The sequence below is a fragment of the Halopseudomonas nanhaiensis genome (assembly GCF_020025155.1).
Classification (GTDB): Bacteria; Pseudomonadota; Gammaproteobacteria; order Pseudomonadales; family Pseudomonadaceae; genus Halopseudomonas; species Halopseudomonas nanhaiensis.
Genome location: NZ_CP073751.1, coordinates 613,560 through 629,767, shown reverse-complemented (window position 1 = coordinate 629,767; position 16,208 = coordinate 613,560). Strand labels below are relative to the sequence as shown.

Here is a 16,208-nt window from a genome sequence, read left to right as displayed (position 1 = left end):
CCCGTTCCGACCGTTCCAGCCGAAGGCGGGTTCCGCTAGGCGCGGGTGGCGACCGCCACCTCGGATTCGTCGATCAGGGTATGCACGACGACGCTGCCGACGATGTCGCCTTCGACGTTCACGGCGGTCCTCACCGTGTCGAGCAACCGGTCGATCGGCAGAAGGATGGCGATCGCCTCGGCCGGCAGCCCCACCGCCTGCAGCACCATGACCATGGTGACCATCCCGGCGCTGGGGATCCCTGGTGCACCGGTCGACGCGACCATCGCGGTGAAGAACACCACCATCTGCTGAGCGAAACTCAGTTCGATCCCCATCAGATTGGCGACGAACAACGCGGCAGCCGCCTCATACAAGGCGGTGCCGTCCATGTTCATGGTCGCTCCAAGCGGCAGCACGAAGCCGGCGACGCCTGGCCGTACCTGGAGATTGTCCTGCGCGCAACGCATGGAGATGGGCAGGGTCGCGGCGCTGGAGCTGGTGGCGAAGGCGGTGATGATCGCTTCGCGCGAACCACGCCAGAACCATAGCGGCGACTTGCGCGCGACGACCCAGAGAATCCCGGGAAGCACGACGATGCCATGGAACAGCGTGGTGGCGAATACCAGCACGATGAAGCCCAGCACCGCGGTGAGGAGACTGACGTCCTGCTCGGCCACCATGCGGATAAGCAGTGCAAGAATGCCCAGCGGTGCCAATCGCATGATCCAGCCGACGATGCGCATGAGCAGTTCGAGAAACTCCTGCAACACCGCAAGAATATTGCCGTAGCGCGCCCCACCGGCCACCAGTGCGATGCCGAGGACGATGGCGAACACCACGATTGAGAGGATGCTGTTGTTAGCGAAGGCGGTGAAGGGATTCTGGAACAGATTGGCGAAAAAGTGCTGAAAGAACTCCGGTAGCGTCAGCTGCCGGGCCTCGAACGACGTCATCGCATCCTCGAACAGCGTCAACGACAGTCCCGCTCCGGGCTTGAAGATGTTCGCTGCGATCAGCGCCACCAGCATCGCCAGCGACAGCGTGGCAACGAAATAGACCAGGGTGGTAATCCACACGCGATGAACCTGATGATGGGCCTGCAGGTTGGCTACGCCGACGACGATCGAGGTGAAGATCAACGGCACCAGAATCATCTTCAGCAGCCCGATGAACACGCTGCCCACCAGCGTGCTGGCATACAGCACCGAGCTGCGTGCAGTGGCCTCCTCCGGCATCGCGCCGACCAGCCAGCCGATTAGCAGGCCCAGGCAGGCGGCGATGAGAATCTGTTGATTGAGACTGGGCATGCACGGGCTCCTTGTTTGCATCACCCGCGCAGATTAGCGCATTTTGCTAGCCGAGCAGACCCAATGCCTTGGCTTGCGCCACCGCCTGGGTGCGCCGGGCCACACCCAGCTTGTTGTTGATCCGCCGCGCGTGGCTTTTCACCGTATGCAGCGAAATGAACAACGCTTCGCTGATCTGCTGATTGGAATAGCCCTGTGCGATGCATCGCAGCACATCGAGCTCACGGCTGCTCAGCGGCTCGCGCAAGGTCGCGGCATGGGCCTGCCCGGTGGGTCCCGGCAGGGAGGGCAGCATTGCCAGCAGCTGGTCACGGACAGGACTGGTCGGCGCCTCCGCCAGCGCGACGGCCAGATCAGGCGGGCTCTGGCGTACCAGAAGCAGGAACGGGTCGACGATCTGCTGCGGCGCGGCAATGCTCAGGGCGGCCCGCAGGGCGGCACTTGCCTCGCTCACGCGTCCGACATGAAACAGCAGCCGGCTCAGATGTACCTGGACGATCACCACCTGCAGACCTTCCCCGGCGCGCTGCAACCTCACCAGCAGCCCACGCAGCGTGCGCTCGCAGGCGGCCTGATCACCGCGCAACCACAGCAAGCGGGCGTGGACCAGCTCGATGTACGCCGCCAGCGCATGATGAAACGGCGGCGGCGCTGCCGAATCATCACCGCAATAGGTCTGCAGGAGTCGCGGGAGCCACTGGTCTGCCAGCTCGCGCCGACCGTTACTCATCCACAGATCGCATTTGAGCGCCGTCAGCCAGCCCAGGTGCAGCACAGGCGGGACATCCCACATGTGCATCAAACGTTCGGCCTCGGTCAGGGTGTCGAAGCCATCGCCCAACGTTTCGCGTCGCCGCCCCAGCAGGCTGGCCTTGATGCAGTAGCCCAGCAGCGCCTGCACATCACGACAGCGGCGAGCCTCACCGATACCCGCGTCGAGCAGGGCCACCGCGTGCGGCAGGTCGCCCTGCAATCCCACCAGATAGCCTTCGTACATGGCAAGCCGGGCACGGACGCAGAGTCCGTCGGGATACTCCTCGGCGTTCAACAGGCTGCGCTGCCCGTGGACCGTCCGGCGCGCCCGATCCACCAACCCGCGTGCCTGCTGCACGCGCGCGCGCATAAGCTGCGCCTGCGCCTCGAATAGCGGGTTACCGGTTCGCTGCGCCTGGGTTACCGCATCACGCACCCACTGCCGCGCATCGTCCATGCGCTGTTCCACCAGACTGATCTCGGCGAGCGTCAGGAGCGCGATCAGCCGGCTGCCGGGCGCGGCCTCGTCGAGCGAAGTCAGCGCTTCATGCAGGCATTGCTTCGCAAGCGCCAGCTGCCCCGACTGCCGCGCAAGATACCCCTTGAGCGTCAGTGCCAGAGCGAACAGGTCCCGCTGGCGGTGTGCATCGGGCTGCGGCAGAAAACCACCTAGACGCTCGAGCATGTGCTCGGCATCTTCCAGTTGCCAGGCGAGCGCGAGCGTCCAGGCATGCACCAGAACCAGGCGCTCGCTGCTCGCCTGCAGCATGATCGGCAACTCAGCCTTCCAGCGCAGCAGCTGGGCTACCGGCTGCTCGGCCAGCAGCTGATCGAGTGGCAACGCCTGAACCAGACTCGCCGCCTCGTCCGGTCGTTCAGCGGCCAGCGCGTGTTCGATGGCCTCGGTGATCAAGCCCTGCCCGGCGAACCACTGGCAGGCCCGCCGGTGAATACGCAGAGATCGTCCGGCCTCCGCTGCGGCAACGCGGTTGCGCAGCACTTCGGAGAAAAGATGGTGAAACCGGTACCAGTGGCCCTGGGCATCGAGCGGCACCAGAAACACGCGGTGACGGACCAGATGCTCGATGATCTGCGCACTGTCGGCGCTGTCTCGAACGCTGTCGCACAAGGGCGCACAAAAGCGCTCGAGCCAGGCCGCATCGTGCAGGAACGCCTGCACCTCCGGCGGCTGTCGCAGCACCACCTCTTCGAGCAGATAGTCATTGATCAGCGGGCCTGGCGCCTTGGGCAGGGTGAACGGCCGGAACACGCCGGCGGACTGCTCCGCGGCGATGGCCATCAGGCGCAGCCCGGCGAACCAGCCCTCATTGCGCTGCAGAATGTGCCTGGCCCATTCCGGATCAGGCTCGGTAATGCCGGCACACCGAAGGAAGTCCGCAGCGGCCTCGTTGGACAGCCGCAGATGCTCCTCGCCGAGTTCGAACACCTGATTGCCCAGCCTCAGGCGCGCCAGGTGCCAGTCCGGCCGCTGCCGGCTGGTCAGCATCAGTTGAAAGTGCTCCGGTAGACGCTCGAGTAGCAGCGCACACAGGCGGTCGCACTGCGCTCCCTGAACCAGATGGTAGTCGTCGAGCACTAGCACTACCCGATCCGGCATATGGCGACCAGCAGCCTGGCAGCGTGCGTCCAGCGAGGCAAGCAGTGCCTGGGTAAGTGCTTCAAGGTCGATCAGCTGCTGACTATGCGCCTGTTCCAGCCATGTCAGTTGTTGTTCGCCGAGCCTGGGAAACAGGCTCTGCAACCCGCAGATCAGCGTGCGCAGGAACTGGCTGGCGCTGGCATCGCGATGATCCAGGGCAAGCCACACGGATTTCCACGTCTCAGGCAACTGCTCACAGTACTCGGCGGCGAGCGTGCTCTTGCCGAAACCTGCCGGAGCGGTAACGAGGATCAGTCTGCGTCGGGCGGAATCGCGCAGAAGCTGGACAAGCTGCGGGCGAGGCAAATGGTCCGCCGGAAGCGGTGGGCGGAAGCTTTTGCCCGGATGAAGCGGGATCGGGGAGGCCATGCCGGCAGTTTATCCACTGCGGCGCGGTTCGGTTATATCGATTTGTAACAGGCAGACACGACAAAACCCCGCCGGCATGCGCCGGCGGGGTTCATGCACGCTCGATCAGCGTACGCCGGACTGGCGCAGTGCCGCCGGGGTGAACTCGTTCGAGTTGGCCTTGTAGTCGTAGTTGTAACCGCGGCTTTCCTCGTTGTACATGCCCATGGCCAGATAGCGCCCCGCTACCAGGTCATACAGGGTTTCCAGCGCGTAGCCAGGAACCTGTGCATCGTAGCGATGCAGGGTGTGCGCTTCGGCTACACGCCACAGCTCGCCACGAGCGTCGTAATGGTCGATGTGCGCGGCCTGCCAGGAGTCCTCGTCAATGAATACGTGACGCTGGGCGTAGATGTGGCGCTGATCAGCCTTCACCTTGGCCTTCAGTTCCCACACGCGATGCAGCTCGTAACGGGTCAGGTCCTGATTGATGTGGCCGGCCTTGATCACGTCGGCATACTTGTACTTCGGCGACTCCAGCTCATAGCTGTTGTACGGGATGAAGATTTCCTTCTTGCCTACCAGCTCCCAGTCGTAACGATCCGGTGCGCCGTTGTACATATCGAGGTTGTCAGAGGTACGCAGGCCATCGGCTGCGGTACCTGGACCATCGTAGGACACCTGCGGTGCACGACGGACGCGACGCTGACCGGCGTTGTAGATCCAGGCCATGCGCGGCGTTTCGACCTGATTGATGGTCTCGTGGACCAGCAGCACGTTACCGGCCAGACGGCCCGGGTCGGTCACCTGCTGTTTGAAGTAGTACAGGATATTGCCCATGCGCGCCGCGTCGTAGTCGGTCAGCGCCTGCGGCACCACGTACTGCTCATTGAAACGCACGATGGTGAAGTTGCCATTGGTCTGCGGCGTTGCCTGAGTCAGCACGCGCTCCATCGAGTGGCCGCGATAGCGGGTGATCTGGTTCCAGATCACTTCCAGACCGTCCTGCGGAATCGGGAAGGCATTGGCCAGCTTGTAGTTCTCCAGACCGTTGCCGCCCTGCACCAGACGCGTGTTTACCGCGTTTTCGCGAGTGGCTTCATTGACTTCGTCAGGCAGCACGATGCTGCGACGGGTCGGGTACACCGGCATCTTGTAGCTGTCGGGATACCGCTTGAACATCGCGATCTGACCCGGAGTCAGCTGCTCGGCATACTGCTCGTAATTGGCAGCAGTAATGACGAACTCGGGCTTGTCATCGGCGTACGGATTGGTCATGAATCCGTTCTGCACCGGTGCGGCGTCCTTGGCCAGACCGCCGGTCCACTCGGGAATCGTGCCGGAGGCGTTGCCGGCTTTTTCTGCCCCTACCGGAGTGAGGCTCTTGCCGAGTTCAGCGGCTTGCTGCTCGGAAACGGCTGCGTTCGCTGCACCGGCCGCCAGGGCCCATGCCAGAACAGCCGAAGAAAGAAGGGTTGGCTTCATGGTTTTGCTCTGCTTTGCTTGGGGCCGGGACGGACGTCCAGGCGTTGAACGATGCAGGTGCCGCCACGCGGTGCGCATACGACCCTGATTCGGTCGCGAACTATAGCCAAGCGCCATGCCGGACGTGATCAGTCCAAAGTATGAATTGAGCCAACCTGAAGAAATGTCGCGGCGCCAAAAGCACGCCGCCAAAATCACAGCGAGCCGTGGAACGGCAACGACGCGCCAGGCGGAGAAGCAGGCCCGGCCGGAGTGTTACCCCGACCGGGGTCGAGCCCGAAAGCGCTACAGCGTAGACAGAAAGGGGGCTTGAGCCTCCTGCCACTCGGCGATCTCGCCGCGGATACGCTTCTTGTCCAGCTTGCCGACGCTGGTTTTGGGTATTTCGGTAACACTGGCTATCTGCGTCGGCACAGCCCACTTGTTGATGCGGCCTTCGTCGACGAACGGCTTGAGGTGATCGCGCAAAGTCTTCGCATCCATTTCGTATCCCTCTGCCGCCACGATCAGCGCAAACGGGCGCTCGTCCCACTGCGGATCAGGCACGCCAACCACCGCGACTTCCTTGACTGCCGGACTGGTGCTGATCAGATCTTCCAGCTCGAGCGAGGATATCCACTCGCCACCGGTCTTGATCACATCCTTGATGCGATCGCGGATTTCGATGAAGCCCATACTGTCGATAGCTGCCACGTCACCGGTGTGCATCCAGCCGTGTTCCCACAGCTCGTCACTCTTCTCCGGCTCGCGGAAATAGCCCTGGGTCAGCCACGGAGCGCGCAACACCAGCTCGCCCTGGGTCTTGCCATCGTGTGGCAGAAATTCGCCCTTGGCATTCATCAGGCGCGCTTCGACCAGAGGAACCGGGACACCGGCCTTGATCTTGTAGGTCGCGCGCTCGTCTTCACTGCCAGCCTCGAGCTCGAGGTTGACGTAGCCACTGGAGATGAGCGGGCAGGTTTCGGACATGCCATAGGCCGCCGACAGATGCATTCCCTGCTTCCTGGCCGCTTCGTACAGCCCACGGTTCAGCGCACTGCCGCCGATGATGACTTTCATGCCGCCGAAATCGTGACCCTTGGCACTGGGCGTGTTGAGCACCATCTGCAGAATCGTCGGCACGCAGTGGGAGAACGTCACCTTCTCCTGCTTGATCAGCTGGACCAGCAGCTCCGGCTCGTAACGCCCCGGGTAGACCTGTTTTACGCCAAGCAGCGTCGCGGTGTACGGGATGCCCCAGGCGTGAACATGGAACATCGGCGTGATCGGCATATACACGTCGCGGTTGCCGAGCATGCGGACGGTATCCAGTCCGCCGAGTGCGCCTGCCTGTGTCAGGGTATGCAGCACCAGCTGGCGATGACTGAAATACACACCTTTCGGATTGCCCGTGGTACCGGTGGTGTAGAAGGTGGTGGCCACCGAGTTCTCGTCGAAATCAGCGAATTCGTACTCCGGCTGTTCGGCCGCAAGCAGCTGCTCGTACTCACCCACCAGGCCGGGCAGATCGGCGGTCTTGTCATCGCCATCGGTCAGCAGGATGGTCTTCTCGACAGTGGTCAACTGACCTTCGATCGCCTTGTAGATCGGCACGAATTCGCTGTTGATCAGCACGAAGATGTCTTCGGCGTGATTCATCGTGTAGAGAATCTGTTCGGGCGACAGGCGGATATTGATGGTGTGCAGAACAGCGCCGAGCATCGGCACGGCGAACATCATTTCCAGATAGCGGTGACTGTCCCAGTCCATCACCGCGACCGTCTGGCCCGGCTTGACGCCGGCCTTGGTCAGCGCGTTGGCCGCACGGCAGATGCGCTGATAGAAGGTGGCGTAGTCGTAGCGGCTGATATCGCGATAGACGATTTCCTGGCTGCGCTCGTAGCGTCGACCCGACAACAGCAGGTTCTTGATCAGCAACGGAGTTGAATAGGCCGACTCGGTCGGCTTGAGCACGCGGGTAGTGAGCATATGTGTGACCTGATCTTCTTGGGATTGTAGGGGTCGGGTCGCGCAGCGAGGCGCGCCATGTGGAGCACTATAGCCAAGCTATCGAATAGCCACCTATCACTCCAAAGTATGAACCTGATCATACTCGGCCCGCCTCGTATTAATAAGGGTATACTTCGCCGCATAAAGTCGCTTGATGACTTTCTATACACAATTGGTCATGCAGGAGTTCAAGATGTCTCAGAACGATATCGTCATTGTCAGTGGCGTGCGCACCCCCATGGGTGGCTTTCAGGGCAGCCTGTCGAGCGTCTCGGCAGTCGATCTGGGTGCCCTGGCCATTCGCGAAGCAGTATCGCGTGCCGGCATCGCGCCGACGGATGTGCAGGAAGTCATCATGGGCTGCGTGCTGCCAGCAGGTCTCAAGCAGGGTCCTGCCCGCCAGGCATCGCTCAATGCAGGGTTGCCTGCAGCGACCGGCTGCACCACCATCAACAAACTTTGCGGCTCCGGCATGAAGGCGGTGATGCTGGCGCATGACGCGCTCAAGGCGGGCACCAATCAGGTCATGGTCGCCGGCGGCATGGAGAGCATGTCCAACGCGCCCTACCTGATGGAAAAGGCTCGCAGCGGCATGCGCATGGGCCACGCCGAAATCAAGGACCACATGTTCCTCGACGGCCTGGAAGACGCTCGCACCGGTCGTTTGATGGGCTCCTTCGCTCAGGACACGGCCGACAAGAACGGCGTGACGCGCGAAGAGATGGACGCCTACGCCATCGAGTCGCTCAAGCGCGCCAAGGCGGCGATCGACAATGGTTCGCTGGAAAGCGAGATCGTCCCGGTCACGGTGCAAACCCGCAAGGGTGAAGTCGTCGTGAAGGACGACGAACAGCCGCACAACGCCAATATTGAAAAGATCCCCGGGCTCAAGCCCGCATTCCGCAAGGACGGCACCGTCACCGCGGCCAACGCCAGTTCGATTTCCGACGGCGCCAGCGCAGTGGTTCTGATGACCGCAGCCGAAGCCGAGCGCCGCGGCCTGAAGCCGCTGGCTCGTATCGTCGGCCATGCTACCCAGAGCCAGGACCCGAGCGAGTTTACTCTCGCCCCGATCGGCGCCATGGCCAACCTGTTCGACAAGACCGGCTGGAGCAAGGACGAGGTCGACCTGTTCGAAATCAACGAAGCTTTCGCCATGGTCACCATGTTGGCGATGCGTGAGCACGGCCTCGACCATGCCAAAGTCAACATTTACGGCGGCGCCTGCGCCCAGGGCCACCCGGTCGGCTCTACTGGTTCGCGCATCATCGTCACGTTGATCAATGCGCTGCAGAAGACCGGCGGCAAGCGCGGCGTCGCATCGTTGTGTATCGGCGGCGGCGAAGCGACGGCAGTGGCGATCGAACTGATCTGATTAGGTTTCCCTGAGACAGATCCGGGCCGCCCCAACCGGGCGGCCTTTTTTTTAGCGACTGCCGCCCTACCGCCCGGGGCCTTCAGGCCTGGCATCAGCCTGCAAATCGACGCCCAGCGCCGCGTCGGCCAGCACCACCGGGTAACCCTGCGAACAGCGTTCTACCCGAGCTTGCACCCCATAGGTTCGCTGTAGCGCTTCGGGCGTGATCAAGTCAGCCGGAGTGCCGGTTCGGCATTGCCCCTCGCCTCCCAATAACACGACATCGCTGGCGAAGCGCAGCGCCAGATTCAGATCGTGGCAGGCGAACAGAGCGATACGCTGCTCACGCTCGACGTATTCCTTCACCACTTCCAGCACCTTCAACTGCCAGCGCAAGTCCAGTGCACTGGTAGGCTCGTCGAGAAGCAACAGCAATGCACGACGGACCAGCGTCTGCGCCAGCCCAACCATCTGCCGCTGCCCGCCGGACAGCTGCGCCAACTGACGAAGGAGAAGCGGCGTGATGTCGAGTCGCGCCGACACGGCTTCGATCTCCCGCACACTCTCATCTGCAGTCATCCCGGCCAGGCGCGCCGATCCCAAGAGCAGTTCGTACACCACCAGCGAAGAAGCTTGCGGCAGGGTTTGCGGCAGGTAAGCCAGGTTTCGGTGACGGTCAACGACGCTCATCTGGCCTACCTGTTCGCCGTTAAGCGCGACGCGTCCGGTGGACGGTTGCACCCCGGCGAGGGCACGGATCAGCGTCGACTTGCCCGCACCGTTGGGCCCGAGTAGCGCCACCAGTGACCCGCCCTCGACCGGTGCCAGCGAAACAGCTCGAAGCACCACATGTTTGCCATACGAGCACGACAGTTGATCGATATGCAGCATCACCACTGCCCTCGCTGACCGCGCGCGGTAATCAAGACGATGAATAGCGGCACCCCGACCAGAGCGGTCACCAGACCGACCGGCAGTATCACGCCCGGCAGCAGGCTGCGGCTGGCGACCGACGCCAGCGAGAGCAACAGTGCGCCGGCCAGGGCGCTACCCGGCAGAAAGAAGCGGTGATCCTCTCCGAGCAACAGGCGAGCAACATGCGGGCCTACCAACCCGATGAAGCCGACTTCACCAACGAAAGCGGTAGCCACCCCCGTCAGCACGCTGACACGGATGAATACGGCGACTCGCAACCGGCCGACCGCTACCCCCAGACTTGCCGCCTGAGCTTCCCCGCTGCGCAACAGGGTCATGGGCCAGGCCTGCCGCCAGGCGAAGAACATGCACAACGCAAACGCCACAGCGAGCAAAGCGGCTCGGTCCAGACTGGAGCGAGCCAGACTGCCCAACGTCCAGTACACGATCTGCTGAACTGCCTCGGCGTCGGCAAGAAACTGAATCAGGCCGACCAGCGCGTTGAGGCCGAATAGCAGCGCAATGCCGAATAGCACCAGGGTATGCACGGCCGTACCCAGCACCCGGCTCACCAACAGCAGCAGGGCGCAGGCCGCCGCTGCGCAGAAACTGGCGGCGATCGGCAGCAGCACGGTCTGGCTGAGTCCGGACCAGTGTGCGCCGAACACGATGACCAGCGAAGCTCCCACCGTTGCCGCGGCACCGATACCCAGGGTGAACGGACTGGCCAATGGATTGTTCAGCGCGGTTTGCATCTCTGCGCCAGCCAACCCCAGACTGGCGCCGACCAGCAGTGCCATCAGTGCGTAGGGCAGCCGCAGCTCAAGAATCACTACCCGATTCAAGGTATCAGCGGTTTCCAGACCCAGAATCGCTTCGAGCACCTCTACGCCGCTGAGCATCACAGGACCGACCGATAGGTCGATGATGAACGAGGCGATGCTGAGCACCAGCAATGCCGCGAGCACCGCCGCACGCTTGAATATCAGTCGTCGATAGGCTTGTGACAGAGCTGTGCTCACAACATCACCCAATACGTGCCGGGCAGCGCTACGGGTTGAAAGCGCTGCTGCATGGTCTGCAGCGTCTGTGCGGGATCGACGTCAGCGAACGCAGCCGGATGCAGCCATTTCGCCAACACCTGCACCGCAACGATATTGAACGGGGTGTTGTAGAAATCGTGCCAGATGGCCGCCACCTTGCCGTTGGCTAGCGTGGGGACTCGCGACAACGGTGGCTCCTCGACCAGCTTGCGCAGCGTGGTGCGCGCTGCTGTTTCGCTAACTCCCGGCCCCATCGCCACATACTTTGCGCCGCGCTCGAACGAGCTTTGTGACCCGACTCCGCTGGCCACGTAAAGGTCGGCGGGACGCGTCATCAGCAGTTCGAGGCTGATCGTTCCGACTGCCCCAGGCAGCAGGTTCGACGCCAGGTTTTGACCGCCGGCCGCATCGAGCAGATTGGCCAGCATGCCGCGGGCCATGGTCTCGCAACACACGTCGGACAGCCCGGCGCGACTGTGCAGGAACACGGTCGGACGCTCGGTTACGGTGTCCAGCCGCGTGCGAATGTCGTCCAGCTGGGCCTGGTAGTAAGACACGAACTCTTGCGCAGCATCTTCCCGATCCAGCAGCCAACCCAGCAGCTCGATGCTGCGCGGCGTATGTCGCAGCGGCTCGTTACGAAAGTCGACGAAGGCTACCGCGACTCCCGCGGCTTCGAGCTGCTCAACTAGCCTCGTCTCGCCTGCACCCGGGCCATGACCATGCAGGCTGAGCACCACCAGATCGGGCCTGAGTGCCAGCACCTGTTCAGCATTGAAGGTGTCGGCGCTACCACGCCCTACAGCGGGGAGCTGGTCTATTTCCGGAAAGCGCTGGCGGTAGGCCTCATGAGTGCCCGGTGATACCAGAGGCAGATCACGCGGCATGCCCACCAGGCGGTCGGTGAGCTCATCGCCTTCGAGTATGGCCAGTACCGGTAACAGACGGCCTTCGCCCAAAACCACTCGCTTGACCTCAGCCGGCCGGGTGAGCTCCCGGCCCGCCAGGTCCTGCATGGCCATAGCGGGCATCGTGCAGGCGAACAGCAGCGCAGCCAGCAGGCCTCTTGCCGCGCTGCGCCCTATGAGTCGTACCGTCATCAGAAGCGCAACGCGGCAGACAGACGAAGCTCGCGGCCTGGCTCTGCCGAGCCGATTATGCCTTCGTACTCCTCGATGGCCTCGAAATCTTCATTGCTGGCGTGATCGAGGTAATCCTTGTCGAGCGCATTTTTCAGCGTCAGCGTGAGGTTCAGCGACTCGTCCGCCAACGGCAGCCAGCTCACGTACAAGTCATGCACGCCGTACCCCGGCTTGTCGATCCGGCCTACGCTGGTCTCGAGCGAATCGATCGACTCCACGAAACGGCCCAGCCAACCGAACGTGAGCGAGGCGCTGTATTGATAATCGGCGTTGAGAACCCAGGTGTCGCCGACGCTGGCGCCGAGACCGTTGTGCTCGTACACGTTCAGGTCGTTGCCGTCGATGGTGCTGTCGTTGTGATGGTAACTCGCGCCGACACTCAAGGCATCCCAGTGATAGCCAGCCTCAACCAGCACACCTTCGGACTCCAGATCGCCAGCGTTGAGATAGACCGCCGGACGCGGGACGGGGTCGGCAATGGCATCCTGAATCTCGGTGCGATACACCTTGCCTGCCAGTGTCCAGCGACGCTTCGCATAATCGAAGCCCAGCTCGGACGTACGGGCCTGTTCCGGCTGCAGATCGGGAGCCAGCGCGGCGCTATCCGCCTTGAACCCATCGCGTACCTGCGGACCGCGGAAAGCCCTGGTGTGCGCTGCGCGCAAGGCGAGAGCCGGCGTCGCCTGAAAGCGCAGGCTGGCGTTCGGACTCAGGTCGCTTTCATCGAAACGCTGCCCGTCGCTGTCGGTCAGGCGGTAGCGATCATAACGCGCACCGAGGCCGAACAGCAGGCGATCGGTCAGGCTCCAGTAATCCTGGACATATACGCCCTGCACACGCCCTAGCTGCTCCTGCTCGGAAGGGTCCGTGCCGGGCCCGGCAGTGAGATCGTCTTCGCGGTAATCAAATCCGTATGTCAACTGGTGATCGCCGACTAGGCTTGTGTTGCGTGCATCGAATCCCCAGGACTCTGCCTGTGACTCGTACAACCCCCAACGACCGATCACGTTTTGCTCGAGGTGATTCTGCGTGTGAAACGTCGTCAGCTCGACATCAACCAGCGGCATGTGAGCGGGTGCGAATGCATAACCGACATTCCAGGTTTCGCGCTGATTGTCGATCGGATACAGGCGGTTGAACGAGCTCGGTACCCACTGCGGACGCTGGGTACGCTCGCCCTCGTCCTCGCGACGTTCATAGCTCAGCCGCAGGGTCTGAGCCTCGCTCAGATGGCCCACCAGCTTGGCGAACCCCAGCCCCTGACGCGAGCCGGAGCCATACACGACGTCGTTGCTGCCGTCCTCGTAGTCGTTCTGATCCTGATGGGTTGCCATTAGCAGCCCTGACCAGTCTTCCGAAAACCGACCGAAGACGCTGGCGCTGGCCTTGTAACCTTCGGCGTTGCTGAAATAGGTACCCTTGGTCAGTGCGCCGAGGTTCTCGCCAGGCCGCAGCAAATCCTCCGGATCCTTGGTGACGAAGCGAATGCTACCGCCCAGGGCACCGGGACCGGCCAGGGCATCGGAAGTACCGGCCTGGATATCCGCCCGCTTGAGCAGCTCCGGCTCAATGGTGATACGACCGGTGTGATGGAACGTCTGTCCGACCTGCTGCGCACCATCTATGCGAATGTTCAACAGCGTGTCTTCGATGCCGCGTAGGTAGAGTTTCTGCGCAACGCTGTGCCCGCCACCGACGCTGACATCGGGCTCGGATGCAAAGACATCTTCCAGGTCAGCCGCCTGATAATGCGACAGCTCCTCTGACGAGACACTGCGGCAGGAAGCGGACTGGCGCTCACCGACGATTTGCAAGGTGGGCAGCTCGGTCACCACCTCCTGAGCCTTGGCCAACGGGATACAGCCAAGGAGCGAAAAGCCCACAGCAAGCGGGGCCAACCCCAGGCTCCCTGCAACGACACGATGAGACATGCGACCTACTCCTATCAATACTGATTCTCATTTGGTGCGCATTCTCATTTACCTCGCCCGTGCAATAAACCACTTTTACAATTGTTACGCCTCCTCCGTGTGTCGCGGCAGCAGAATGTCGATCGCCAGCCCGCCACTTGCTACATTGCGGGCTGAAATGGTGCCGCCGGTGGCGCGGATCTGCCGTCTGGCCAATGCCAGACCGAGACCGAAGCCGGAGCGGCCAGACGTCTCTCTCGACGGCGCCCGGAAGAACGGATGAAATATTCGTTCGAGCATGTCGCCGGGCACGCCCGGCCCCTGATCGACAACCGTCAGGTGCCATTGATGGCGACGCTCTGCCAGCTCGACGCGCACGGTACCGCCGACCGGTGTGTGAATCAGCGCGTTGCGCAGAACGTTCTCTATCGCCTGGCCAAGCGCCCTGTGACTGCTCGCGGCCAACGGCGCCTGAGCCGGCAGCGTGGAATCTATCGCCCGGTCGGGATACTCGAAGCGCGCATCGTCGACGAGGGTGTCGAGCAATTCGGTCAAGTCCAGCGATTCATCGCGCAGCGTCGGTGATTCGTTTTCCAGCCAGCTCAAGGTCAGCGCGTCCTCGACCAGACGGCGCATCTCATCGCATTCGGAGCGGATGCGTTTGGCCAGCTGCTGATCGGTGCCCTGCTGCTCGGCCAGGCTCACCGCCAGTCCGATTCGCGCAAGCGGCGTGCGCAGTTCATGGGACATGTCGGACAACCGTTGTCGCTGCTGCAGGATCAGTTCTGCAGTGCGGTCGGCCATGCTGTCGAACGCCTGCGCGAGTGCCGCTATTTCGTCCTTGCGCACGCCGGGCACCAGCCCGACTCGGGCACTGAAGTCGCCCTCGCTGAAGCGACGCGCGGCTTGTTCGAGGCGACGCAATGGATGCATCAGGTGGCGGTAGAGCACAAGGCAGATCACCAGCAGCACAGTCAACGGCAGCACCAGCTGCAACAGCAACCGTGAGGATGACCAGTAAAACCCGGGTCGCATCCGGTCAGGCAGCTGAATCACGAAGTGCGTGCGACCATCGCTGAACGGCAGGTCCATGATCGGATTTTCATCAAAATACAGATGTATCTTCCAGGACACGTCGCGCCCCAGGCCGAAGCCCTCGACAAAGCGCGGCGACAGCGTGCTACCGGCGACTGGCTCAAGATCAGTCCGAACCACCGCCGCCCATGTCGACTCCTGCTCCTGCAAGGTATTCAGCCAACTGGCGAGCGCTTCGTCGTTTCCGGCACGGTAGATCGCCTCAGCCTGTGCGCCGTAGCTGCGCAGCGTCTTTTGATGCGCCTGCGCGATGAAGCTCATCGCCTCTTCGGCTTCCCAGGTCAGATGCGAGATGGTCCAGAACAGCGCGAGCATGCCCAGCACCAGCGTTGCGCAGAGCTTCCACCACAGCGGCCGGTTCATGAATACACGTATCCGCGGCCATGCAGCGTCTGGATCGGATCGGCGAGGCCTGCTTGCTGAAGACGGCGGCGGATGCGGCTGATATGCATCTCCAGGCTGCGGTCGTAGCGACTGTAATCGCGGTCGAACACGAGCCGGTACAGATACGCCTTGGACAATGCCTCGCCGCGCTGGGCGACCAGCTGCCACAACAGACGAAACTGTATGGGGGTGATGTCGATCATCTGCTGCCGCACGTGTACCGTCTGACACGCCCGATCCAGTCGCAAGTCACCGATCTGCAGCTGCGTCGGCTCGGTCTTCATGGCCCGAAGGGCAGTCCGGCTACGCCTGAGCACCGCATCAATCCGCAACGTCAGTTCCTCGACATTGAACGGCTTCGCCAGGTAATCATCGGCACCGTGGCGCAGACCCCGGATCCGTTCCTCCTCCGCGCCGCAGGCGGTGAGCATGATCACCGGGGTCTGTTTGGCTTCACGCAGTCGTTTGAGCAGGCTCAAGCCGTTCAAACCGGGAAGCTTGATGTCCAACAGGATCAACTGAGCGTCTCGCGCAAGCGCTGCATCCAGACCCACCAGGCCGTCCTCGTAGCGCTCCGTAGCGTATCCACAACCCTGCAATAATTGAGCGAGTTGGTCGCCCAGCGTCGAATCATCTTCAATAATCATGATGCGGCCAAGATGCGCGCCCATCGCCAACCTCCCTGATGCGAATGGTTATCATATACGCATATCGGAGTTTGTCATCTGTCCACCATCGAAAGTATCGGAGCTGCGCGGCTGCCAGATGGTTCAGCGTGAAAACGGGCGTTCCGCGCGGTTATGCACGGATATTCAGGGTGCGCGCAGCCCTTGCCAAT

Annotated in this window: 11 protein-coding genes; 1 reads left to right on the top strand and 10 read right to left on the bottom strand. The window is 62.4% G+C overall.

What is annotated here, in order from left to right; genetic code table 11:
- Window positions 1–35: 35 nt before the first annotated feature.
- The 4 genes from KEM63_RS02860 to KEM63_RS02845 all read right to left on the bottom strand — a co-directional run bounded on the left by KEM63_RS02860 (window position 36) and on the right by KEM63_RS02845 (window position 7,503).
- The gene (locus tag KEM63_RS02860) at window positions 36–1,289 is read right to left on the bottom strand and encodes a dicarboxylate/amino acid:cation symporter (RefSeq protein ID WP_223654707.1); all 1,254 of its coding nucleotides are present in this window, start codon (window positions 1,287–1,289) and stop codon (window positions 36–38) included.
- A 46-nt stretch (window positions 1,290–1,335) separates the two neighbouring features.
- Window positions 1,336–4,008 (bottom strand): winged helix-turn-helix domain-containing protein, encoded by a 2,673-nt coding sequence (locus KEM63_RS02855; RefSeq protein ID WP_223654706.1) that lies wholly within the window; start codon window positions 4,006–4,008, stop codon window positions 1,336–1,338.
- A gap of 168 nt (window positions 4,009–4,176) precedes the next feature.
- Entirely contained in the window at window positions 4,177–5,535 is a 1,359-nt protein-coding gene (locus KEM63_RS02850) for a DUF1329 domain-containing protein (protein ID WP_223654705.1), read from the bottom strand.
- Window positions 5,536–5,820: 285 nt separating this feature from the next.
- Window positions 5,821–7,503: a fatty acid--CoA ligase gene (locus KEM63_RS02845; protein WP_223654704.1), complete on the bottom strand. Its 1,683-nt coding sequence runs from the start codon at window positions 7,501–7,503 to the stop codon at window positions 5,821–5,823.
- 214 nt (window positions 7,504–7,717) lie between these two features.
- Here KEM63_RS02845 and KEM63_RS02840 point away from each other — a divergent pair, with 214 nt between their 5' ends.
- The gene (locus KEM63_RS02840; RefSeq protein ID WP_223654703.1) at window positions 7,718–8,899 is read left to right on the top strand and encodes an acetyl-CoA C-acyltransferase; all 1,182 of its coding nucleotides are present in this window, start codon (window positions 7,718–7,720) and stop codon (window positions 8,897–8,899) included.
- Between the two features lie 66 nt (window positions 8,900–8,965).
- Here KEM63_RS02840 and KEM63_RS02835 read toward each other — a convergent pair whose 3' ends face one another.
- The 6 genes from KEM63_RS02835 to KEM63_RS02810 form a co-directional block, all read right to left on the bottom strand.
- A complete protein-coding gene (locus KEM63_RS02835) occupies window positions 8,966–9,772 on the bottom strand; it encodes an ABC transporter ATP-binding protein (RefSeq protein WP_223654702.1) in 807 nt (268 codons plus the stop codon).
- Window positions 9,772–10,818 carry a FecCD family ABC transporter permease gene (locus KEM63_RS02830; RefSeq protein WP_223654701.1) on the bottom strand — a complete coding sequence of 349 codons (1,047 nt, stop codon included), beginning with the start codon at window positions 10,816–10,818 and terminating at the stop codon, window positions 9,772–9,774. The genes KEM63_RS02835 and KEM63_RS02830 overlap by 1 nt, the downstream gene beginning before the upstream one ends.
- Complete coding sequence (locus KEM63_RS02825) at window positions 10,815–11,939, bottom strand: ABC transporter substrate-binding protein (RefSeq protein WP_223654700.1); 1,125 nt, start codon at window positions 11,937–11,939, stop codon at window positions 10,815–10,817. The genes KEM63_RS02830 and KEM63_RS02825 overlap by 4 nt, the downstream gene beginning before the upstream one ends.
- A complete protein-coding gene (locus KEM63_RS02820) occupies window positions 11,939–13,912 on the bottom strand; it encodes a TonB-dependent receptor domain-containing protein (RefSeq protein WP_223654699.1) in 1,974 nt (657 codons plus the stop codon). The genes KEM63_RS02825 and KEM63_RS02820 overlap by 1 nt, the downstream gene beginning before the upstream one ends.
- Before the next feature lie 84 nt (window positions 13,913–13,996).
- On the bottom strand, window positions 13,997–15,349 hold the full coding sequence (locus KEM63_RS02815) for a sensor histidine kinase (protein WP_223654698.1): 1,353 nt from the start codon (window positions 15,347–15,349) through the stop codon (window positions 13,997–13,999).
- Complete coding sequence (locus KEM63_RS02810; protein WP_223654697.1) at window positions 15,346–16,041, bottom strand: response regulator transcription factor; 696 nt, start codon at window positions 16,039–16,041, stop codon at window positions 15,346–15,348. The genes KEM63_RS02815 and KEM63_RS02810 overlap by 4 nt, the downstream gene beginning before the upstream one ends.
- Window positions 16,042–16,208: the final 167 nt, after the last annotated feature.

Coding starts and splice junctions, on each gene's coding strand:
- KEM63_RS02835 (WP_223654702.1), bottom strand. CDS start 9,772: ATGCTGCATATCGATCAACTGTCGTGCTCGTATGGCAAACATGTGGTG.
- KEM63_RS02825 (WP_223654700.1), bottom strand. CDS start 11,939: ATGACGGTACGACTCATAGGGCGCAGCGCGGCAAGAGGCCTGCTGGCT.
- KEM63_RS02810 (WP_223654697.1), bottom strand. CDS start 16,041: ATGGGCGCGCATCTTGGCCGCATCATGATTATTGAAGATGATTCGACG.
- KEM63_RS02860 (WP_223654707.1), bottom strand. CDS start 1,289: ATGCCCAGTCTCAATCAACAGATTCTCATCGCCGCCTGCCTGGGCCTG.
- KEM63_RS02850 (WP_223654705.1), bottom strand. CDS start 5,535: ATGAAGCCAACCCTTCTTTCTTCGGCTGTTCTGGCATGGGCCCTGGCG.
- KEM63_RS02845 (WP_223654704.1), bottom strand. CDS start 7,503: ATGCTCACTACCCGCGTGCTCAAGCCGACCGAGTCGGCCTATTCAACT.
- KEM63_RS02820 (WP_223654699.1), bottom strand. CDS start 13,912: ATGTCTCATCGTGTCGTTGCAGGGAGCCTGGGGTTGGCCCCGCTTGCT.
- KEM63_RS02840 (WP_223654703.1), top strand. CDS start 7,718: ATGTCTCAGAACGATATCGTCATTGTCAGTGGCGTGCGCACCCCCATG.
- KEM63_RS02815 (WP_223654698.1), bottom strand. CDS start 15,349: ATGAACCGGCCGCTGTGGTGGAAGCTCTGCGCAACGCTGGTGCTGGGC.